Below are 21899 nucleotides of genomic sequence, written 5' to 3'. Positions count from 1 at the left end.
ACAAAAAGGGCTCTGCCCCGGATCATTTGGTCCGGGGCAGAGCCTTTCGTGTTATAATTTTTTACAATGAAAAATAACAACACTAGCAATCATTTTACCGCAGAACAAGGCATTTTGCCAATGTTTCCCTCTGAGATTCTCAATGTCGATGATCCTGTTTTAATGTATGACAGATTTATGGAGGAAATCGATCTTAAAAAGTACCTTCGTTACATACCGACGCGTGGCGCTGGCAGACCCAGGTATAATCCCGTCAACATGCTGAAAACGATCATCTATGGTTTCGCAGAAGAAGGATATTGCTCTTTTAGAAAACTTGAAGATAATTGCAGGGTTAATATCAGATATATGTACCTGATGAATTATGAAGCCCCATCCTATCGGACATTCTGTCATTTCGTGAAGGGCTTTCTTAAGTATTCTCTCAAGGATATCTTTTATTCAATTACGAAAGAACTCTGCGGCAAACTCAACGTGGATTTGCAGCATATATATATTGACGGTTCCAAGTTTGAAGCGAACGCAAATAAATACAGCTGGGTATGGAAGAAATCCGCTGAAAAATCCCGCTACAAGCTTTTTGCCAAGATTACCAGCCTTTTTGAGTTACTCAATGATGATCTTAAGTATGACCATATGAGTGTAAACATCAATACAGAATACGCTCCGGACTATCTGCGTCTGGTATTGGATAAATTAAAAGAAATCTGGCAGATTGATGAGACGGCCTTTGTTCATGGAAGCGGGCATCGCAAGTCCGATCATCAACGCAAGTATGAGCAGCTTAAGGCATATACATCAAAACTTGAAGAATATGTTGAGAAGATACAGATATGCGGTACTTCCAGAAACAGTTATTCGAAGACCGATACGGATGCAACATTCATGCGAATCAAGTCGGACTACATGGGAAATGATCAGCTTCTGCCTGCATACAATGTCCAAATAGGTGTTGCCGATGAATTTATTGCCGTAATTGATGTTAACCAGTATCGTTCAGATATGGATTGCTTCGTACCGCTGATGGAGGAATTCCACGAAGTCTATGGGGCTTATCCTAAGTATCCTGTGGCAGATGCAGGATATGGATCTTTCAACAATTACATCTATTGCGAGCAGCACGGTATGGAAAAGTATATGAAATTCCCCATGTACAAGAAAGAAACGAAAGACAAGAAATACCATACCAATCCGTTTCGGCCAATAAACTTTAGAGTTGATGAGAATGGAACCATCCGTTGTCCAAATGACAGGGCTTTCAAATTTATCTATAGACATCTGGTCAGAGGGAACTTATACGGCAGGCAGGAGGAAGTATTTGAATGCGAAGACTGCCAAGGATGCCCGCTGGCAGAGCAATGTAAAAAGACCCCGAAGAACAAAAGAATCTCATTGAGCAGAGAACGGAATAACATGTACCAGGAGGTTCAGGATAATCTGGAAAGCATCCATGGAGCCCTGCTAAGAATGAACCGGTCAATCCAGGCTGAAGGAACTTTTGGAATCATGAAACATGACAGATGGTACAAAAGAATCGTCAGAAAAGGGATAGATTCTGTAAAAGCCGAGTTATACCTGGTAGCACTTGGCTATAATTTAAGGAAATACATCACAAAAATAATGCGTATAAGGATTGCCGCCTAAGACAATATAATTAAAAGTCTTATGGGGGTAAGGGGGCTTACGCGCATTTTTACGTAAAAGGCTTACAGCAGAGCTAAAAATGATGAAATAAAGACGCAAAAAAGAGGCTGCAACAAAATGATTAACCATTTTGTCACAGCCCCTTTTTTATACTATAATGAAAAATCAGTTATCAATACCAGGATTTCCCGGATATTGATAACTGATTTTTTAGTTCAAAGTTTTGAAGCAGTCCTAATTAAGCGTTCTTAGCTGCATCGCAGATCTTTGCAAAGCCTGCAGGATCATTGATAGCGAGTTCAGACAGCATCTTGCGGTTTACTTCAATGCCAGCTTTTGTAAGTCCGGCAATCAGTTTGCTGTAGGTCAGGCCGTTGAGACGAGCTGCTGCATTGATACGAACGATCCAAAGCTTACGGAATTCTCTCTTCTTGGATCTGCGGTCTCTTCTTGCATAGTAGAGAGCCTTCATAACCAGTTCATTTGCTTTTCTGAACTGAGTATGACGTGCACCTCTATAACCCTTAGCCAGTTTCAGAATTTTCTTATGTCTTGCATGTGCGGTAACGCCGCTTTTTACTCTTGCCATTCTCTTAAATCCTCCTTATTAGCCGTTCGGCAGCAGTTTCGCTACACGTTTGTAATCAGACTTAGAAACCAGTGCTGCTTTTCTGAAATTTCTCTTTCTCTTTGGGGACTTCTTTTCGAGAATGTGGCTCTTGAAAGCTTTATTTCTCTTGAACTGACCGGATCCGGTTTCTGTAAAACGTTTTGCCGCAGCGCGACGGGTTTTCATTTTCGGCATTTTATTCTCTCCTTTATTATGCTTTCGGGGCGATAATCATAGTCATATTGCGCCCTTCCATTTTCGGTGGTTTTTCTCGAACAATTGAGTCTCCCAACTCTTTTGCAAAGCGATCGAGAACATCCTGACCTAATTCAGGATGAGTCATTTCTCTACCCCGAAACATAATGGTAACTTTGACTTTATTACCATCCAACAAAAAGCGTTGTGCATTTTTTAATTTGACAAAGAAATCATGGTCTTCGATATTCGGACGAAGCTTAACTTCCTTTATCTGGAAAACCTTCTGTTTCTTTTTTGCTTCCTTATCACGTTTCTGCTGTTCATATCTGTATTTGCCATAATTCATAATACGGCATACTGGAGGATGCCCGTTTGGAGCAACTTCCACGAGATCAAGGCCTTTTTCTTCAGCCAGACTGATCGCTTCATGAAGCGTCATGATCCCCAACTGTTCGTTTGCATCGCTGACAACACGAACCTCTCTGGCTCGTATTTCTTCATTGATACTGAGTTCCTTACCTATTCTTTTCACCCCCGAAATGAAATCATTAAATAATAAAAGCGGGCAGCATGAGCTGTCCGCTTTTAAATCATTGTTTAAACCCTAGTAGCTCTTAGCCTTGTAAGGTGAGAAGCGGATCACTTCTGCTTTAATAAATCACTTTTGCTATAATACCTCAATCATCTTCATCTGTCAAGTCATTTCTAAGAACTCTATGTGCCATTCCTAAAGTTACTTCGTTGAAATGTAAAACACCTACTTCAACGAATACAGCAACACAAAGATGTTCCTTCCATCTGGCAATTCCAATCTTGCCGCCTACGTTCATCCCCATCGCCATAAGCTTGATCTGCTCGATAGCGGATTCCATGGCTCCGACAACGGACCCATCGCCAACATGTGTATCAGAGATAACATGCTGACGCTGGGCTGCAACAATGGCAGACTCATAAATTTTAGGGATGATATCCAGGAACTTGCCGCCAAAGTTGACTGCAACAGCACGAATTCCACTTTTTGCCAGTTTTTCACGAAGCTCGTTTTCATCGCTTCTGTTTTCAGAGAGTGCCATCCTGATGGCTGCTCTGGCTACATCAGCGCTCTGGAATTCTTTATACATAATCAGCCTTCTCTGGTTTTAATTTCACGAATCAGATTGGCAACAAACATGGCAACCGGCGTAGAACCTTCATCGCCATTTTTTCTGCTTCTGATCGAAACTGTATGAGACTTCATTTCCTTGTCGCCGACAATCAGCATATAAGGAACCTTTTCCATCTGTGCCTTGCGGATCTTGTATCCGAGTGTTTCATTGGCTTCTTCGACTTCTACACGGATATCAGATTCAGACATAGCGTCTGCAACAGCCTTTGCATATTCCAGATTCTTTTCAGTTACCGGGATAACCTTAACCTGTACAGGAGCAATCCAGGTCGGGAAAGCGCCGGCATAATGTTCAATCAGGATGCCGATGAAACGTTCAAGAGAGCCGTATCCTGCACGATGCAGCATGACAGCACGATGTTTGTTTCCATCTTCACCGACATAATTGACGTCGAATCTTTCCGGAAGCTGCATATCCATCTGGATCGTGCCGCACTGCCATGTTCTTCCAAGGGAATCCTGTACATGGAAATCCAGCTTAGGTCCATAGAATGCACCGTCGCCTTCATTGATCTGATACGGAACGCCGGCAATTTCGATAGCTTCACGAAGTGCATTTGTCGAAATTTCCCAAAGTTCATCACTGCCCATTGAGTTTTCAGGACGGGTGGACAGTTCTACATGGTATTCAAGGCCGAAAACTCCATACATCTTCTTATACATAGACATGCACTTGATAACTTCTTCCTTCATCTGATCCTGAGTCATGAAGATATGCGCATCATCCTGTGTGAAGCAGCGGACGCGGAATAATCCATGAAGGGCTCCGTGCAGCTCGTGTCTGTGTACAAGGCCGAATTCACCGACGCGCATCGGGAGATCACGATAGGAACGCTGCTGGCTCTTGAAGTAAAGAATTCCTCCCGGGCAGTTCATCGGCTTAATTGCATAGTCTTCATCATCAATTTTGGTGAAGTACATATTTTCTTTATAATGATCCCAATGGCCGGACTGGATCCACAGCTTCTTGGAGAGGATGACTGGTGTCATGATTTCAACATAGCCGAATTCCTTGAACAGCTGTCTTTCATATTCCATCAGCTGATTGCGGAGAACCATTCCCTTTGGATGGAAGAACGGGAAACCAGGTCCTTCTTCATGGAAGGAAAAGAGGTCAAGCTGTTTTCCGAGTTTTCTATGATCACGTTTTTCTGCTTCTGCACGTACAAAGAGGAAATGTTCAAGATCTTCTTTGTTGAAGAATGCAGTCGCATAAATACGCTGGAGCATCTTGTTGTGTTCATCGCCGCGCCAGTAAGCACCTGCAACGGTCATCAGCTTAAATACCTTGACTTTGCCGGTTGCTTTCATATGCGGGCCTGCGCAAAGGTCTGTGAAATCTCCCTGTTCATATAAGGAAATGACAGCATCCTCCGGAAGGTCTTCAATCAGCATGACTTTATAATCCTGATTCTTTTCTTTGAAGAATTCCAATGCTTCTGCTCTCGGCAAAACCTTTTTTACCAGCGGAATATTTTCCTTGCTGATCTTTGCCATTTCTCTTTCAATGGCATCAAAGTCTTCCTGGCTGAAGACATGTTCAGAGTCAATATCATAATAGAATCCATCATCAATAGCCGGGCCAATTGCAAATTTTACGCCTGGATATAAATGCTGGATTGCTTGAGCCATTACATGCGCTGCAGTATGTCTGAGTGTGAAAAGCCCTTCCGGATCCTTTTTTGTGAAGAATTCCACAGTGGCCCCATCCACGATCGGATCACGAAGATCGGTCAATTCGCCATCAACTTTAGCTACAACGGCCTCTTTCCCCAAGCTGTTGGAGATAGCTTTTGCAGCTTCGGAAAGTGCAACATTGCTTTCAAACTGCTTTTCCTTTCCATCTTTCAAATGAATTGTAACCATAACAATTTCACCCTTTCTATAAAATCTGTTTCGGGATACATCCAACAAAACAAAAAACTTCCGTCCCGTAAGGGACGAAAGGTATATTCCGTGGTTCCACCCAAATTAAAGCCTAAGCTTCACTCTGACATATAACGGTGTTCACCGGAAAGATTTCAGATCTTTCTGTTTAAGAGTGGTAACAGATCGACTGCATCGTCTATTCACACCAGCCATAGACTCTCTTGGCATGCCTGTCTGAAATGTCATGTCTCTTGCACTACATTTAATATAAACACTATAACCTTATAAAATTAGTTTGTCAAGAAATTAGCAGAACTTAATTGTAATTCCGGCAGAAATTTAAAACATTTCAAATTTCATGAACATAGGAGATTCCCTCAACGGTCTGCAAATAGGAAATATACTTCCCCTTCTCACCATGATGCGGCACCTTCATGGTCATAGTTGCGGCAAGAGCAGCCGCTCCATGCTTTTCTTTAAATACATTGAAGTTTGTAATCTCCACGCCCTTCTTCCTTACGTCCATCAGAAATGCTTTAATTGACTGGACATCGCTAAACTCAACATACAGGTCAAAATCCTTAGCCTGCGTCCGCAGATGCTTATCTACAGGCTCCAGCACTCTTAATACAAAGATTACAAAAATCTGTGCAATGATAGTCCCCTCAAAGAAACCGATGCCTGCTGAGAGTCCTATGATGGCACATGCCCACAATCCGGCTGCCGTTGTCAGCCCTTTGACTTCATTTCTGCCCGTGACAATAATCGTACCTACACCAAGAAAGCCGATTCCGCTGATAACCTGCGCTCCCAGACGTGTCAGATCTGTATTGGATGCAGGATAATTTCGCAAAACATACTCATTTAATATCATTGCCATAGCGGCTCCGATAGAGACAAGCGCGTGGGTTTTTACACCGGCGCCCTTATTTTTATATTCTCTGTCCATTCCTATGATAACGCCAGCCACAGTCGCCATCAGCAGGCGAAAACATATTCCCCCAATGCTCCATTCCTTAAAAAGAGCATCTAATGTATCCAAAGCCACCACCTCAACTCACATTGAAATACAAATTCCAATTCTTTTCCCTATAAATATAATAACACTCAACTCCATGAAAACGTTTTAAAATATTACATTTTTTATTTATTCCTTTAATGCCGGGTGCTTTTAGCATATGCCTGAAAATTTCATCCTAATTAAAAAGCTTCTATCCGGAATATGAATCCTTCCAGATAGAAGTTTTAAACTCAATTACCTGACGCTCTTAACCTTTAAACGTCTTTCAAGAACCTTAAGACACATAGATACGAAGAATGTCATGATGAAGTAATACAATGCAACGATAACCAGCGGCGGGAACGGCTGGAAGCTGATTCCCTGAATCGTGGTAGCCGTATACATCAGATCTGCCATACCGATGACGGAAACCTGAGAGGATTCCTTGATAAGTGTAACAAATTCATTGCCGATGACCGGAAGAATATTACGAATCGCCTGCGGGATGATAATCCGGATCATTGATTCCCATTTGGAAAACCCGAGCGACATTGCCCCTTCGAGCTGCCCCTTAGGAATCGACTGAATGCCCGATCTTACAATTTCACATTCATAAGCCCCGGAATTGATAATAAGCGCCAACACACCTGCAGACAAGCGTTCAAAATCAACGCCTAAGATCTGGAAACTCGGGAAATGGATTCCAAGGAATGGAAGCCCGAAGAACACGAGCGAAATCTGTACGAGTACTGGCGTACCTCTGATAATTTCAACATAAACAGTAGCAATTGCCTGCAGAATTTTAATGCCGGAGATTTTCATGAATGCAAGAATAATCCCCAGTAAAAGGCCGAAAAAGCAGGAAAGCAATGAAATAATAATCGTAATTTTAGCGCCGGACATAAAGATGTCATTATATTTAACCGCTGTATCAATTACCAAATCCATAATAATGTCATCTCCTATATATCTGCATGCAGCAACCGTTTAAGGAATGTCTGCGTTCTTTCTTCCTTCGGATGAGTAAATATATCCTCCGGATTTCCTTCTTCTACGATATACCCCTGATCCATAAAAACAACATGGTTGGAAACGGATCTTGCAAACTGCATTTCATGTGTAACAACTGCCATCGTCATTCCAGCCAGGGCTACCTCTTTCATAACTGAAAGAACGTCCCCTACCAGTTCAGGATCCAAAGCGGATGTCGGTTCATCAAATAAAAGCATCTTAGGTTTCATCGCAAGAGCGCGTGCAATAGCGACACGCTGCTGCTGACCTCCGGAAAGCTCTCCCGGATAATAATCAGCTCTGTTTTCCAGACCGACTTTGGCCAACAGTTCCATCCCCTCTTCACGAGCCTGGCTTTTGGGCATCTTTTTTATATGGATTGGCGCATACATAACATTCTCAAGCGCTGTAAACATAGGGAAAAGATTGAATGACTGGAATACCATGCCGACATCTCTTCTCAGCATTTTGACATCCGTCTTTTCATTGACCCTCTTGCCTTCAAACCAAAGCTCACCGCCTGTCGGCTTTTCAAGTAAATTCAGGCAGCGAAGAAGCGTACTTTTCCCGGATCCGGACGGTCCTATGATCGTACAAACTTCCCCGTTCTCTATTTTCATATTTATATCCTTGAGTACTTCGACATTGCCGAAAGATTTTTGCAGGTGCTTGACTTCGTATATAATCTGCTTTTTATCAGTCATTATTCTCACGCCTTTCTATGCATCTGAATATAGCATAATTATACAATTAAGTCAATTAAATTCTGCATAAATCGTATAAATTATTATTTTTCATCTTTTAAAGCCAAGATTTTATGAACTGGATGTTTAAGAAAGACCTGGATCAAATCCTTAAATTCAAAATAAAACCGATTATGCTATACTAATTGAATAAGACATAAATATAGTTTCAGGTTCCAGACTCTTCAAACAGCAGGAGTCTCTAAACTATTTGAGGTGAAAAGTTATGCAAAAAATCAGAAAAGCTGTCATTCCTGCAGCAGGATTCGGGACACGCTTCCTTCCGGAAACGAAAGCGATGCCTAAGGAAATGCTTCCTATCGTTGATAAACCGACCATTCAATATATCGTTGAGGAAATAAAGGCCAGCGGTATTGAACAGATTTTGATCATTTCGGGACATGCCAAAAGAGCTATTGAGGACCATTTTGATTCTTCTCCTGAACTTGAACAGCATCTCTATGAATCCGGAAAGATGGATTTATTGAAAGAAGTCCGTCAGGTTGCTTCCGTTAAGATTCATTACACACGCCAGCAATATATGCGGGGTCTTGGAGACGCGATTCTCTGCGCTAAAGAATTTATGGACGGGGAACCATTCGGTGTCATTTTAGGCGACGATGTTGTCTATAATGGTTCCGGCGAACCTGCACTTAAGCAATTAATTTCCCAATATGACAAAACAGGCGGAACGATCATCGGCTGCCAGCTCGTACGTCCGGAGCAGGTATCTTCCTATGGCATTATCAACGGAACGCCAACAGAAAATCCCGATCTCCTCAAGGTTAAGAATATGATTGAAAAGCCTTCCATTGAGGAAGCTCCCAGCAGATTTGCTGCACTGGGCCGTTATGTCATCACTCCTGAAGTTTTCAAAATCCTGGAGCAGACCAAGCCCGGAAAAGGCGGGGAAATTCAGTTGACAGATGCCCTGCGTGTCATGGCCAAAAACGGAAACGTCTATGCTTATAACTTTAAAGGAAAGCGCTATGATACCGGGAATAAGCTTGGATATCTAAAGGCAACCGTGGAATTTGCCCTGAGAAGGGACGATATCGGTCCTGAATTCCGTCAATATCTGAAGTCATTGCTCATGGATAATAAAATTTAACATTCAGCAATAAAGAGGAGCCGGTTGAGCCGGCTCCTCTTTATTGTTCAAATTTCCTGTTAAATGCTTATGCCTCTTCAAAAGGTTCCTCATGGCGGATTTTTTTCTGCTGGGCCTGATAAAGTTCAAAGTACTTTCCCTTTCCGGCAATCAGTTCATCATGGGTTCCTTTTTCTATAATCTTTCCATGATCAAGAACACAGATGCAGTCTGCATTCCTTACGGTAGAAAGACGATGTGCAATAATAATTGTTGTTCTATCAGCAGCGAGCCTGTCGAGTGCTTCCTTGATTACTTTCTCCGTCTGCGTATCCAGTGCGGATGTTGCTTCATCAAGAACAACAACAGGCGGATTCTTCAGAAAGACACGTGCAATTGCAATTCTCTGCTTCTGCCCGCCAGAAAGCTTGACGCCGCGTTCACCAACTTTTGTGTGATAGCCTTCAGGAAGGTTGTTGATGAAGCTGTCTGCAGCGGCAAGTCTGGCTGCTTCTTCGATTTCCTCATTTGTTGCATTTTCCTTGCCATAGCTGATATTCTCTGCAATCGAGTCACTGAACAGGAATACATCCTGTTGCACAATCCCAATCTGCCGCCTTAAATCCTGCTGCCGGAAATCCTTGAGATTCTTTCCATCCAGTGTAATACGCCCTTTTGTCGGTTCATAAAATCTGAGCAGCAGGTTTACAAGAGTACTTTTCCCTGCCCCGGTTTCTCCGACAAAAGCGACCGTCTGGCCTGCCGGAATAGAGAGATTGAGGTCATGCAGGACGAGATGATTTGGATCATATCCAAATGACAAATTTTCGAACACGATATCTCCTCGGATATCTTTTACACTGGCCGGTTCTCTGCTGTCCTTAATCAGCGGCTCTGTCTTCATAATTTCCTCAAATCGATGGAAGCCTGCCATCCCCCGCTGATAAACTTCAGCAAGAATTGTCAGACGGAATACAGGGCGCATGAAGATATTGACATAAAGCAGGAATGCGACAAAATCGCTGACCGTCAAGGTCCCGCCGGCAATCATCATCCCGCCGCCTAATAAAACGACAACGTTAATGATATTGGTAAAGAAATTAATGCCGCTGGAAAAATAAGCAACAAGACGGTATGATTCAAATTTTGTATCTCTTAATTCCCTGCTTTTATCTATAAAACGTTTTAACTCGAACCCTTCTTGGGCAAAAGCTTTAACCAGACGGATACCAGAAAGGCTCTCTTCTGCGCGAGCACTCACTTCTCCGGCTTTCACACGGTTTTTCCGGAATGATTTTTTCATAGCACGGTTTACTTTTACTGTGTGAATACTCTTGGCAATCAGCAATGTACCAATAATAATCGCAAGTTTCCAGTTCATAAGCAGCATGACTATTAAAGTTCCTGCCATTATGACACCGCAAAGAAGCACGTCATTAGGTCCTCTGAATGCCAGATCGCTGATTTCCGTTACATCACTTGTAATTCTTGAAAGAAGCTGTCCCGTCTTCTCATTATCAAAGTAGTGGAAAGAGAGCTTTTCTATGTGCCTGAATAATTCCGATCTCATATCGTGCTCTATGGAAGCACTCATAATATGCCCATAATACTGCACTGCATACTGCACGATAAAATTAACAATATATAAAAAGAGCAATACCCCTGATCCTATGAACAGCTGGTGCATATTCTTTGACGGCAGTATCTCATTAATCAAGTATCTGACAACAATAGGAAAGATAAGATCAAGACCGGCCATGACAAATGTACCGATAATGACGCCAATGAGTATTGTCATGTAAGGCTTATAATACTTCAGAAAACTTTTTACCATAAAATATACCTCTGGAGCTTTATATGATTTCAGGAATAAAGCCTGCCTGTGCCTCCCTTAAATAAAACGGAATTTATCTATGCTTCTAAAATTATACCATCATGTTAGAAAATCTTTAAATGATTAATCCTCTGTCGTCGTTCTCCAGATATGCAGCAGGGAATCTTCGGATAGTTTATCTACATGGAAATAAGATGCTCCCATAATATCTGCTAATTTTTCTGCCAGTCCCAGCCTGATATATCCGCTTTCCGTATCTATGACTGCAATTGGCAGATTTCTTCTTCTCAGGCGGGCTCCTTCTCTTAAAGCATCTGCTACAGGATCCGAATCAGGATTTGAGCCAGCCGTGGCTCGTCCATCAGTTATAAGAATGACAACCGGTTCCTGAGTTGGTTCCTGACGGTAAAGCATATCGAGCACGTCCTCCGCTTTCCGGAGACCGCTTGCCAGAGGGGTCTTTCCGCCGGTAGGAAGGTCCGCCAGCTTTTTCTGTGCAAATTCGACACTTCTTGTTATTGGAAGAAGGACTTCGGCTTTCTTCTTTCTGAAGGCTATCATGCCTACCCTGTCTCTTTTCTGATAGGCCTCAAGGAGCATTTTGAAAATAACGCCCTTGACTATGCTCATCCGCTTTTTAGCACCCATTGATCCGCTGGCATCAACAACGAATAAAAAGACATGTCCCGTACGTTTTTCTCTTACCTTGTCTCTAAGATCCCTGCTCTTGATGACAAATGCCAGATCCTTATTTAATAAATGACGGGCTTTTTGGTAAGGCGCAGCTGCTCTAAGTGTAGCGTCAAATGCAATGTCTGACACTTTTTCCCTGGGAAGCTTCGACTTTACATATCTTCCCTGTTTCTTGTCTGTCAGTACGAATTCACGTTTTCCATCCCCGCTTTTCTTAAGCCTCAATCTCTGGGGCTGAATCCACATAGGAGGCAGTACTACACTTAAATCCGCCTGATCGACCTGATCTTCCCGGGGAGCAGGGGCATTTTCCGTATTATCTTCCGGTTCACTGTCATCATTTGATTCATCCTGCGTGTCATTTAACTGCGCTGGTCTTAAATCCTCATTCTTCGGAGCCTGCTGTTCATTATTTTCAGGCTTGTCCTTTTTTTCCTGCTCCTGCTCTTTGTTCTGCTCAGTCTGCGGAGTATTGTTCCTCTCCGTATCAGGTTTTCTCATCCTGTGGGGCAGGACAAATTCAGCAGCTTCTTCAATATCTTTCGGCATAATGAACATGCGATTATATAAGGCAGCAATCGCTTTGGCAGCTTCGATCAGATAGATATCGGCTCTATGACCTGAAACATTTGCTTTCAGGGAATATACCGCAGCAAGCTGGATCATGGCATCCGGACACTCTACTTCAGGCAGGATTTCCCTTGCATTCCTGATTTTTTCCCTTAATACGGAGTTTGCATCAGCCCATTTATTTCTGAATCCGATTCCATCATTCTCGTATGCAAGAACGCGCCGGATAATCTCTTCCCGGTCCTTGATACCTTCCGTGCCTTCTATATTTACAAAAAGTCCGAATCGGTCCAGGGCTGATGAAGGGAGCGATCCGCCGTCAGGATTCATTACCGACAAGATGGTAAAGCGGGACTTCCTCTCTACAGACAGTCCGTCCCGTTCCAGTTTGTAACTGCCATTCTGCTGAATATCCAAAACAATTGACAATAAATCAGACTGCAGGAGATTCACATCATCTATGTATAGAATCCCCTCATTGGCTTCATCAACGAGTCCCGGAAGAAGAGTCCGTTCTCCTGTCTTAACCGCCTTTTCTGTATCTATAGATCCCAGGAGGCGGTCTTCCGTTACACTGACAGGCAGTTCGACCCATGGATCATCAATCAAATCTCTTGCCCCGCGTACCAAAGTTGATTTTCCCGACCCGCTCTTACCGGATATAATGAGGCCTCCCGCATGAGGATTCACCAGATTAATCAAAATAGCCTTTTTAGCCTTCTCCATACCTGTTATGGCGGAAAAAGGATATACATTACGCTTCATCATCAATGACCTTATCTACTTCTGACCAATCAAGCTCCTGTTCTTCAAACGGGCGTCTCCTCATACGGTGCGGCAATGCTAAGCGTGAAGCTTTTCTAATATCTTCTTTGGAAACTTCAAGATGCCCTTCCAAAGCAGCTATGGTTTCAGCAGTTTTTATCAATGTAATATCAGCTCTGTGTCCATCGACCTTTAGAATAATTGCGATCTTCGCTGCGATCAGGAGCATGTCGTCTGAAATAGAAATACGCGGCAGAAGATCCATAGCACGCTCTATACGGCTGACTTCCTTTTCCTGCTCATCCTTCCACTGATTGACGAACTCTTCCGGATCGGTTTCGTAAGAAAGGCGCCTTTTTATAATTTCGGCTCTCTTCTCAGGATCCTGTTCCCCTGTTACTTTTACCGACAGGGCAAATCGATCGAGAAGCTGCGGACGAATATCCCCCTCTTCCGGATTCATTGTCCCGACCAGAGAGAAACGCGCAGGATGGGAATAGGAAATGCCTTCTCTTTCGATTGTATTGATTCCCATTGCTGCGGAGTCAAGAAGAACATCTACAATATGGTCATCCAGCAGATTTATCTCATCGACATACAGGATATTCCGGTTGGCATCAGCCAGAATCCCGGGCTCGAATGATTTGTTTCCTGTCTTTATAGCTGCTTCAATGTCCAATGTCCCAACAACTCTGTCTTCAGTAGCACTCACCGGAAGTTCGATTACTTTCATGGACTGGAGCTTTACCGGTGGTTCCACATCCTTATATTTTTCACTGCATTCATCACACCAATTGGATTTGTCATTAGGATCGTCATGATAGCGGCATCCGTCTATGCACTTTCTGGGAGGCAGAAGGTCCGCCAGAGCCCTGACTGCAGTAGATTTGGCAGTCCCCTTTTCTCCCTGGATCAGCACTCCTCCCAATCTTGGATTAATCACATTCAGTTCCAAAGCCAGCTTCATCATATCCTGTCCGATAATTGCGGTAAAAGGAAATACATCTCTTCTTTTCATATTGACTCCTATCAGTAAATGATTAAGTTCTATCTTTGTGACATTAAATTCTTGCATTAATCTTCGTCATCGTCATCGTCGTCTTCTTCAAGGGTTCCTTCGATAGATAAATATAACTTCTCCAATTCTTTCTTCATACTATCCTTGGCATTCCACATCTTGCGTTTTTCCGCCTCCAGAAGTGTTTCGGCTATATTTTTCAGTGCCCAGGGGTTCACCTTTTCCATCCATTTTTTCATTTCAGGATCCAGCGCGTACTTTTCGGCATATTGATCATACATCCAGTCATCTATTACATCACTGGTAGCATCCCACTGGAAGCTGATTGCCATCCTGTTGGCAAGATCGGATGCGCCTTTATAACCATGCTCCATTAAACCCTTGATGTATTTAGGATTCATGGACTCACTCCTGAAAATACGTTTGACTTCTTCGTTGACGGTACGGATTTTAACATTGCCTCTGTTCGTGCTGTCCCCCACATAGGATTCGGGTGAATTACCGGACAGACTTTTCACTGCAGCAATCATGCCTCCATGGAATGCATTATAATCATCTGAACTCATAATATTGCTGTCGGGATTCTCTTCGTTTTTTACAGTCAGATCTATGCGCGCCAGCTGCTTTTTGAAAAGCTCAGGTTCAAAACATCCGTCAGCTCCCTTTCCAAAAGCATGTCCGCCCCATCTGACATATACATCAGCAAGGTCTTTCGTGTTTTCCCATTCACGGGTATCAAGAATCACATTGACACCTGCGCCATAAGTCCCCGGGGCATTGCCAAATATTCTGTACGATGCAGTCCGCCATGCTTCAGTCTCCTCTTTACCTTTAGCTTTAAGAACTTCTGCATCACTGCATATATGCTTTCTTACAAAATTTTCTTCATTTCCTTCGTCCTGTTCTGCAGCCATCATAACTGCCTGATCCAGCAATTTGGAAATTTGCGGAAGCGTGTCACGGAAAAGTCCGCTGATTCTTGCAGTAACATCTATTCTCGGTCTCTTCAGTTCATTAAGCGGTATAACCTCTAATCCTGTGACTTTTAAGCTGCCCTTCTGCCATACCGGCTTAATCCCCAGCAAGTACAGGAATTCGGCGATATCCTGGCCAAAGGTTCTCATATTTGGCCCTGACCATAAAACCATTCCTATATTTTCCGGGTAATGCCCTTTTTCAGCAATATATTTGGCGATAGTCCTGTCTCCCAGCTTTACGCCTAAATTCCATCCGGCTGGGGATGGAAGTGTCCTGGGATCAGCGCCATAGAAGTTTCTTCCTGAAGGGAGCAGTCCTGCGCCTCCTGTATTAGGTGACCCGGAAGGTCCTGGATTTATATATTGCCCGGATAATGCAGAAATCGTGTTTGTCATTTCATCCGAAGTCCTGTGGATTGACGGAATCAGCTCATGTATAACGAAATCCAGCAGTTTATTCGATTCCTGTTTCCATGCATCACTGCCTTGTGCTTCAGGAAGGTTCATAATTTGTTCAATACAGTCTTCTTGCTGCATGGATTCTATCGCGAAGGAAATGACTTTTCGCGTTTCCTCACGAATTTTCTCCATTAACTGGCTTTTCGTCATATGCAGAGGCTCATAAATTTCATCCGGATGCGTCTGAATATCATCCAGCGTCAGATTATATTTTTTGGCCCACAGTTCAAAAACAGACGGAATATCCCCATTAGACAGTCTTAATATCTGCAGTACGCAGTCAAGTAGCAGCTTTCCTTCCGGTGCTTTCCCCAGTATATGAAGTCCCACGTGGACTTCGCTGTCTTTCAGTTCCTCTATATATGCATGCAGATGAGCTGCATAGTCCTCAAATGGCTCACTTTCATCATAATGTACCTCTTCATCAAGCTTTGCAGCCACAGACAGTTTTCTTATATCTGCTTCAATGCCGCTTATATCCGAAGTTCCCCTCTTGAGCTGTGCATATTCATCCAATGTCTTTTCCAGTTCAGCCAGTTCATCATATGCCCCTGCCTCTGCGATAGGAGCCGGAAGATGCCCGATCAGGCATGCTGAGGACCGTCTTTTTGCGATAATCCCTTCACCTGTGATTGTCATCAGGTAAGGATATATATTAGGAAGATCATTCAGCGCAATATCAGGGTAACTTTCATCGTCCAGCCCTACACTCTTTCCCGAGAGCCATTCAAGATTCCCATGAGTTCCCAGATGGATTACCGCATCAGCCTTCCATACATCTCTAAGCCAGTGATAAAATGCCAGGTACTGATGCGTTGGAGGTATTTTCGGGTCATGATAAAGCTTGACTGCATCCATCCCGTACTGCCTGGACGGCTGGACGGTTATGAATACATTTCCGTTTTCAAATCCGGGAATCAGGAAATTTCCATCATCATCCAGCATGACATCCCCGGGTGCTTTCCCCCATGTATGTTCCATATCCTGCTGTACTGCGACAGGAAGCTCAGAGAAAAAGTCCTGGTAATTCTCGCCGGATAACTTCATGGATTCTTCATACTGCTTATCTGTCATCATAGCAATATCATTTGTTACATGTGAGTTCACTGATTTCAGAAGATCAGCACCCGAGTCAGGGATCTGCTGGATCCTATAGCCTTCGCTCTGCATCTTCTGCAGCAGAAGAACAGCACTCTCCATCGTATCCAGTCCGGAAGCGCTCCCGATATTTGCATTCCCTGCGGGGAAATTATGAAAAATCAAAGCAATTTTTTTATAGCTGTTCTTCATGCGGTGAAGATGTCCCCATTTGTATGCTTTCGATACGATTCTTGCTATACGTTCATGAATCGGACGATACTCTAGAAGACCATTTTCCTTGATTCTTCCTGCGACAGGCACACCGTGAATGACGCCGTCAAGCTCAGGAAGGGCAGCAGAAATCGATACTTCAACAGCATTCATGCCTTCCGGATCCGCTTTCCAGTCCTCTTCGGGAGTAAGAAGCGTATAAGCATCAATAATAGGAACATTCAGTTCTTTTAATGTACCAATATCAGTCTTGCCAGTCCCAGTCAGGGAAAATTTCATCGTCGTGACCAGCACATCAATGATCGGTTTCCCGTCCTTCATAAAAAACTTGCGAATGGCTTTGGACAAGGATTTCTCATTTTTAGAAGATCCCATCTGGCTGTTGGCAAAAACAGGAATTACGGCACAGCCCTGCTTCTCAGCGGCAGCCATGAAATCATCCTGATACTTTAAATCGCCGCCTATCCATTCATCTCTGTAAAACAGGAGGCCTATAATGACCTGCTGCGGCTTTACACGAATTTTCAGATAATCTTCTGCACTTTCCATAAAGCTTTCTTTGACAAATGGTGCATAAATCCCTGATTCCGGTGAGATTTCGGGAAGCGGCGGATCTGCTTTATGCTCATCATTGAAAGATTCCGCATAAAGCCACAGATTTTTATAATTTTCAGGCCCCCCGTACAAGCAGTAAAGTTTAAACCGTGCCAGCTTATCATCATCAATAAACCGGCTGTCCTGTACATCTCCATCGTTAGCATCAATAAAAAAAGGGACCTTATTGTCACATAAAAAATCCCTGCAATGATTCCATAAAGGTGTGTTCATAGCATTTTTCATCAAATGAACTATAACCAGATTTGAACCTTGCATAGCTGCAGCCAGAGAAGCATCCCATTCCGCTCCGTCTTCAATAAATAATGTGCGGCATTGGGCCGAAATCTGACCTTCCGCTTTAAGTTCATCACAAACTCTCTTCATTGACGAATATTTGCGATCATGGTTTGTTATATATACAACGCCATTACCCATTTTCATCCCTCGTTAATATTATATAAATATACTATTCTATATGATTTAGAAAGAATCAAATTTTTTTGATTTCTTCTTTTTTATTATACTATTCCAATGTTATTTTAAACATATTGAAATATTATTCTGCGTATTGTTAGATAAGATACGCCTAACTTATTTAATTAATTTATAATAACTGCTTTCAATTATATTTTTATGGATAACTGTCTTTTATGAAAGCCGAGTATTCCTGCAGCAAAAAAGCTGTGAAAAACGAGCGCTCGTTTTTCACAGCTTTTCTTATTTCAGATATTGAGAGGCAATTGCCAAAGCAGAAAGTGTCTTGGCATCCTGCATCAATCCCTTGTTCACATATTCCCGGACAGTTTCAATCGGAAGCTCAATGATATCAAGATATTCACCTTCATCGAGATGCTGATGCGTTTTAACAAGATCTCTTGCCAGGTAAAGATGTATGGCCTCATTACTGAAGCCAGGTGTCGTATATACCATTCCAAGCTTGATCAATGATCCCTGATATCCTATTTCTTCCTCCATTTCACGGGAAGCGCAGTCCTCCGGGGTTTCGCCGGGATCCATTTTGCCTGCCGGAATTTCCAGAAGCGCCTGCTGCACCGGATAGCGGTATTGTTTAACAAAAATGATTCCGCCATTTTGCGTCACAGGAACAATGGCAGATGCGCCTGAGTGGAGGACGACCTCCCGGATTTTCTTCTTCCCGGCTAAATCGATTTGATCCACGCATACATGGATGATATGTCCATCATAAATCTCTTTACGTGAGAGCTGTTTTTCTATTTCCACACTCATAAGATTTCCTCCCCTATAAAAAATCAGGGTTATAGGACAAAACGTGTTGGTAAAAATTTATATTATGCTTGTATTAAGGGCAGAATACGGGGCATACTGAAATACGCCCGAGTTGCACTGTAATCCATCTCATCACAATTAGCTGGAAGCGTAAAAGCGCCCATATTCTCAGCACTTCCAGGTTTGTGTTCAAATGCGCACTTTTCCGCATCAGCAGCAGATAAAGACACAATAAGGGCATCTATTTTTCATAACGATAATCTTTCCAGAAGATTATTCACACTGAAAAGATAAAATCCCATTTTAGCCTGTATTTATCAGGGGTTTGAGGCTTTTTACCAACACGTTTTGTCCACCCTTTAAGAATTACTGAAAATCTTAAAATGCCGATGGAGCCCGATAAACGCGGGGCTCATCGACTATAAAAACAACACGAAATGTCCTATAAGCCAAAAATCAATGGTGGTATAAAATACCACCATTGACCGGCTTTCTTTTAAGTTCCAGTGCTTCCTACTCCACCAGTTCTTGTTCCATCCGCGCTGTCATTATCTGCTTTATAATATTTTGCAAATATTCCCTGCGCAATACGATCGCCCTTATTGACGGTAAACGCACTATCCGTCGTATTATATACGGCAATCATAATATGTCCTTCATTGTCAGGATTATTATAATAATCAGCGTCTATGATTCCTGTGCTGTTGATAAGAACAATTCCGTGCTTGATTGCCAGGCTTGATCTGATATAGACAGCAAGATATTCATCCTCCTGCATATATGCCTTCAGGCCGGTAGATAAAACGGTGGTTTTATGCGGGGCAAGGATTACGTCCTCGGCACTTTCCAAGTCATACCCGGAAGATTTGCTTGTTTTTCTTTCAGGGAGGTGGATTCCCTTCATTTCCCAAGCTTTTACAACTTCAAATCCGCGGATACGGCTCATTGTTTTTTCTCCAGAAGGAGTGCTTTTCTGGAAAGGTTAATGCGTCCCTTGTCATCAATTTCAGTTACCTTAACCATAATTTCATCGCCTTCTTTAACGACGTCTTCCGGCTTCTCTACACGATGCAGTGCGAGCTGGGAAACATGAACCAGGCCTTCTTTGCCCGGAAGGATTTCAACAAATGCGCCAAATTTCATCAGCTTTGTTACTTTGCCCAGGTATGTTTCTCCCACCTGGACTTCCTTGGTCAGGGATTCAACAATCTTTCTGGCCTTGTTGGCAGCGCCTTCATCCGGAGAAGCGATGTAAATTCTTCCATCTTCTTCAACATCCATCTTGACACCGGTTTCAGCGATGATCTTGTTGATCGTCTTTCCGCCGCTTCCGATAACATCACGAATCTTTTCAACCGGGATTGTGATAGTAATAATTTTTGGAGCATATGCAGAAAGATGTTCTGCCAGCTTATCAATGCATTCAGCAATCTTGCCAAGGATAAACAGACGTCCTTCATGAGCCTGCTTCAATGCTGCCAGAAGAATATCGCGGGACAGGCCATGTACCTTGATGTCCATCTGAATAGCTGTAATGCCCTTTGCTGTTCCTGCTACCTTGAAGTCCATATCGCCAAGAGCATCTTCCATGCCCTGGATATCGGAAAGGATGCTAAAGTTGCCGCCATCTTCAATCAGGCCCATAGCAATGCCTGCAACCGGAGCTTTCAGCGGTACGCCTGCATTAAGCAGGGACATGGTGCTTCCGCAGACGGAAGCCTGGGAAGATGATCCGTTGGATTCAAGAATTTCAGAAACGACACGGATTGCATATGGGAATTCATCTACAGATGGAATAACCGGAAGCAGAGCTCTTTCAGCAAGAGCGCCATGACCGATTTCACGACGGCCAGGACCGCGGGAGCCCTTTGTCTCGCCTACGCTGTAAGACGGGAAGTTGTACTGATGAATATATCTCTTTTCTGTAACAGGTGTCAGATCATCAATGGTCTGTGTTTCAGACATAGGAGCCAGTGTGGTAATGGACAGAGCCTGTGTCTGGCCGCGGGTAAAGAGTGCGGAGCCATGGACACGTGGAAGGAGTCCTACTTCACAGGTAATATGACGGATTTCATCCAGCTTTCTTCCATCCGGGCGGATATGTTCGTTGGAGATCATCTTGCGGACGATTTTCTTTGTCAAATGATCGAGACTTTCTGCAACGTCTGCGCCATTGTCCGGATAAATTTCAGCAAAGTGTTCCTTTGCATCTTTCTTGACAGCATCGATATTGCCATCACGTCTCAATTTATCTGCATCAAAAACAGCCTTTTTGAGAGCATCAGTTGCATAAGCTTCTACTGCTTCTTCAATTTCTGCCGGGATATCAGCAAATACAAGAGTACGTTTCGGTTTGCCGACTTCAGCAATAATCTGCTTCTGGAAGCGGCAAAGTTCCTTTATGCTTTCATGGCCAAACATAATAGCATCCAGAACTTCTTCTTCCGGAGCTTCTTTAGCGCCGCCTTCAACCATCATGATAGCTTCTTCGGAACCGGCAACAGTTACAGTCATAGTAGATGCTTCCATCTGTTCCTGAGTCGGGTTGATGACGTATTCACCGTTGACTTTGCCTACTCTGACACCTGCAATAGGTCCATCCCACGGAATATCAGAAATGCCTAGGGAAACGGATGCGCCAAGCATACCGCAAAGTTCCGGCGCATTATCATAATCAACAGAGAGTACAGTCGCAACTACATGCACATCATTGCGGCATCTTTTATCAAAAAGCGGACGAATAGGGCGGTCGATCAGGCGTGCGTTCAAAATCGCAGAATTTCCTGGTCTTCCTTCTCTGCGCAGGAATCCTCCCGGCATTTTACCTACAGCATACATCTTTTCTTCATAGTCTACAGTCAGAGGGAAGAAATCTGTTCCTTCACGCGCTTCTTTGCTTCCTGTAGAAGTTACGAGTACGACTGTATCACCATAGCGAATTAACGCAGCTCCATTTGCTTGTTTTGCCATTTTACCAGTTTCAACGACTAACTGTCGGCCGGCAAGTTCCATTTGAAATGTCTTAAACATCCCTATTCCTCCTGTTATACAAATAATTTTATGTACTCCTTATTATATAATAAAATCTAAAATTTTA

Annotated in this window: 17 protein-coding genes and 1 other annotated feature; of the genes, 2 read left to right on the top strand and 15 right to left on the bottom strand. The window is 43.2% G+C overall.

Annotated features, from left to right (window positions below):
• Nucleotides 1-66: 66 nt before the first annotated feature.
• The gene (locus Dia5BBH33_RS03835) at nt 67-1644 is read left to right on the top strand and encodes an IS1182 family transposase (RefSeq protein WP_143332102.1); all 1578 of its coding nucleotides are present in this window, start codon (nt 67-69) and stop codon (nt 1642-1644) included.
• Between the two features lie 238 nt (nt 1645-1882).
• Here the strand turns inward: Dia5BBH33_RS03835 and rplT are convergent, their stop codons facing one another.
• From rplT to Dia5BBH33_RS03795, 8 genes are all read right to left on the bottom strand, one after another.
• The gene (gene rplT / locus Dia5BBH33_RS03830) at nt 1883-2233 is read right to left on the bottom strand and encodes a 50S ribosomal protein L20 (RefSeq protein ID WP_022382195.1); all 351 of its coding nucleotides are present in this window, start codon (nt 2231-2233) and stop codon (nt 1883-1885) included.
• An 18-nt stretch (nt 2234-2251) separates the two neighbouring features.
• Nucleotides 2252-2449, bottom strand: coding sequence for a 50S ribosomal protein L35 (rpmI, locus tag Dia5BBH33_RS03825; protein WP_022382196.1), 198 nt, complete (start codon nt 2447-2449; stop codon nt 2252-2254).
• A gap of 16 nt (nt 2450-2465) precedes the next feature.
• Entirely contained in the window at nt 2466-2984 is a 519-nt protein-coding gene (gene infC / locus Dia5BBH33_RS03820; protein ID WP_022382197.1) for a translation initiation factor IF-3, read from the bottom strand.
• Nucleotides 2985-2999: 15 nt separating this feature from the next.
• Nucleotides 3000-3109, bottom strand: a sequence feature (ribosomal protein L20 leader region).
• Nucleotides 3110-3129: 20 nt separating this feature from the next.
• Nucleotides 3130-3573, bottom strand: coding sequence for a HutP family protein (locus tag Dia5BBH33_RS03815; protein ID WP_108849794.1), 444 nt, complete (start codon nt 3571-3573; stop codon nt 3130-3132).
• A 2-nt stretch (nt 3574-3575) separates the two neighbouring features.
• Complete coding sequence (gene thrS / locus Dia5BBH33_RS03810) at nt 3576-5483, bottom strand: threonine--tRNA ligase (RefSeq protein ID WP_143332409.1); 1908 nt, start codon at nt 5481-5483, stop codon at nt 3576-3578.
• A 352-nt stretch (nt 5484-5835) separates the two neighbouring features.
• Nucleotides 5836-6465, bottom strand: coding sequence for an MgtC/SapB family protein (locus tag Dia5BBH33_RS03805; RefSeq protein WP_108850889.1), 630 nt, complete (start codon nt 6463-6465; stop codon nt 5836-5838).
• A gap of 276 nt (nt 6466-6741) precedes the next feature.
• Nucleotides 6742-7434 carry an amino acid ABC transporter permease gene (locus Dia5BBH33_RS03800; protein ID WP_022382201.1) on the bottom strand — a complete coding sequence of 231 codons (693 nt, stop codon included), beginning with the start codon at nt 7432-7434 and terminating at the stop codon, nt 6742-6744.
• Between the two features lie 14 nt (nt 7435-7448).
• Nucleotides 7449-8201 carry an amino acid ABC transporter ATP-binding protein gene (locus Dia5BBH33_RS03795; protein ID WP_269459737.1) on the bottom strand — a complete coding sequence of 251 codons (753 nt, stop codon included), beginning with the start codon at nt 8199-8201 and terminating at the stop codon, nt 7449-7451.
• Nucleotides 8202-8466: 265 nt separating this feature from the next.
• Here Dia5BBH33_RS03795 and galU point away from each other — a divergent pair, with 265 nt between their 5' ends.
• Complete coding sequence (gene galU, locus Dia5BBH33_RS03790) at nt 8467-9351, top strand: UTP--glucose-1-phosphate uridylyltransferase GalU (protein WP_022382203.1); 885 nt, start codon at nt 8467-8469, stop codon at nt 9349-9351.
• Nucleotides 9352-9418: 67 nt separating this feature from the next.
• On the opposite strand, the gene Dia5BBH33_RS03785 is transcribed toward galU, so the two are convergent.
• From Dia5BBH33_RS03785 to Dia5BBH33_RS03755, 7 genes are all read right to left on the bottom strand, one after another.
• Nucleotides 9419-11128 (bottom strand): ABC transporter ATP-binding protein, encoded by a 1710-nt coding sequence (locus Dia5BBH33_RS03785; RefSeq protein WP_232518083.1) that lies wholly within the window; start codon nt 11126-11128, stop codon nt 9419-9421.
• A gap of 159 nt (nt 11129-11287) precedes the next feature.
• A complete protein-coding gene (locus Dia5BBH33_RS03780; RefSeq protein WP_232518082.1) occupies nt 11288-13153 on the bottom strand; it encodes a VWA domain-containing protein in 1866 nt (621 codons plus the stop codon).
• A 28-nt stretch (nt 13154-13181) separates the two neighbouring features.
• Nucleotides 13182-14210 (bottom strand): ATP-binding protein, encoded by a 1029-nt coding sequence (locus Dia5BBH33_RS03775; protein WP_108849796.1) that lies wholly within the window; start codon nt 14208-14210, stop codon nt 13182-13184.
• Nucleotides 14211-14266: 56 nt separating this feature from the next.
• Nucleotides 14267-17938 carry a cobaltochelatase subunit CobN gene (cobN, locus tag Dia5BBH33_RS03770; RefSeq protein WP_232518115.1) on the bottom strand — a complete coding sequence of 1224 codons (3672 nt, stop codon included), beginning with the start codon at nt 17936-17938 and terminating at the stop codon, nt 14267-14269.
• A gap of 333 nt (nt 17939-18271) precedes the next feature.
• Nucleotides 18272-18802 carry an NUDIX hydrolase gene (locus Dia5BBH33_RS03765; RefSeq protein ID WP_022382210.1) on the bottom strand — a complete coding sequence of 177 codons (531 nt, stop codon included), beginning with the start codon at nt 18800-18802 and terminating at the stop codon, nt 18272-18274.
• A gap of 496 nt (nt 18803-19298) precedes the next feature.
• On the bottom strand, nt 19299-19748 hold the full coding sequence (gene dut / locus Dia5BBH33_RS03760; RefSeq protein WP_022382710.1) for a dUTP diphosphatase: 450 nt from the start codon (nt 19746-19748) through the stop codon (nt 19299-19301).
• Nucleotides 19745-21832 (bottom strand): polyribonucleotide nucleotidyltransferase, encoded by a 2088-nt coding sequence (locus Dia5BBH33_RS03755; protein ID WP_143332406.1) that lies wholly within the window; start codon nt 21830-21832, stop codon nt 19745-19747. The genes dut and Dia5BBH33_RS03755 overlap by 4 nt, the downstream gene beginning before the upstream one ends.
• Between the last annotated feature and the right edge of the window lie 67 nt (nt 21833-21899).

The sequence above is a fragment of the Dialister hominis genome (assembly GCF_007164725.1).
Taxonomy (GTDB): Bacteria; Bacillota; Negativicutes; order Veillonellales; family Dialisteraceae; genus Dialister; species Dialister hominis.
The sequence above is the reverse complement of the archived record's forward strand: the minus strand, read 5'-3'. Positions and strand labels throughout refer to the sequence as shown.

Coding starts and splice junctions, on each gene's coding strand:
- thrS (WP_143332409.1), bottom strand. CDS start 5,483: ATGGTTACAATTCATTTGAAAGATGGAAAGGAAAAGCAGTTTGAAAGC.
- Dia5BBH33_RS03765 (WP_022382210.1), bottom strand. CDS start 18,802: ATGAGTGTGGAAATAGAAAAACAGCTCTCACGTAAAGAGATTTATGAT.
- rpmI (WP_022382196.1), bottom strand. CDS start 2,449: ATGCCGAAAATGAAAACCCGTCGCGCTGCGGCAAAACGTTTTACAGAA.
- cobN (WP_232518115.1), bottom strand. CDS start 17,938: ATGAAGAGAGTTTGTGATGAACTTAAAGCGGAAGGTCAGATTTCGGCC.
- Dia5BBH33_RS03835 (WP_143332102.1), top strand. CDS start 67: ATGAAAAATAACAACACTAGCAATCATTTTACCGCAGAACAAGGCATT.
- Dia5BBH33_RS03755 (WP_143332406.1), bottom strand. CDS start 21,832: ATGTTTAAGACATTTCAAATGGAACTTGCCGGCCGACAGTTAGTCGTT.
- Dia5BBH33_RS03805 (WP_108850889.1), bottom strand. CDS start 6,465: ATGGCGACTGTGGCTGGCGTTATCATAGGAATGGACAGAGAATATAAA.
- Dia5BBH33_RS03800 (WP_022382201.1), bottom strand. CDS start 7,434: ATGGATTTGGTAATTGATACAGCGGTTAAATATAATGACATCTTTATG.
- dut (WP_022382710.1), bottom strand. CDS start 19,748: ATGAGCCGTATCCGCGGATTTGAAGTTGTAAAAGCTTGGGAAATGAAG.
- Dia5BBH33_RS03815 (WP_108849794.1), bottom strand. CDS start 3,573: ATGTATAAAGAATTCCAGAGCGCTGATGTAGCCAGAGCAGCCATCAGG.
- Dia5BBH33_RS03795 (WP_269459737.1), bottom strand. CDS start 8,201: ATGACTGATAAAAAGCAGATTATATACGAAGTCAAGCACCTGCAAAAA.
- Dia5BBH33_RS03785 (WP_232518083.1), bottom strand. CDS start 11,128: ATGACAATACTCATTGGCGTCATTATCGGTACATTTGTCATGGCCGGT.
- Dia5BBH33_RS03780 (WP_232518082.1), bottom strand. CDS start 13,153: ATGGAGAAGGCTAAAAAGGCTATTTTGATTAATCTGGTGAATCCTCAT.
- Dia5BBH33_RS03775 (WP_108849796.1), bottom strand. CDS start 14,210: ATGAAAAGAAGAGATGTATTTCCTTTTACCGCAATTATCGGACAGGAT.
- rplT (WP_022382195.1), bottom strand. CDS start 2,233: ATGGCAAGAGTAAAAAGCGGCGTTACCGCACATGCAAGACATAAGAAA.
- galU (WP_022382203.1), top strand. CDS start 8,467: ATGCAAAAAATCAGAAAAGCTGTCATTCCTGCAGCAGGATTCGGGACA.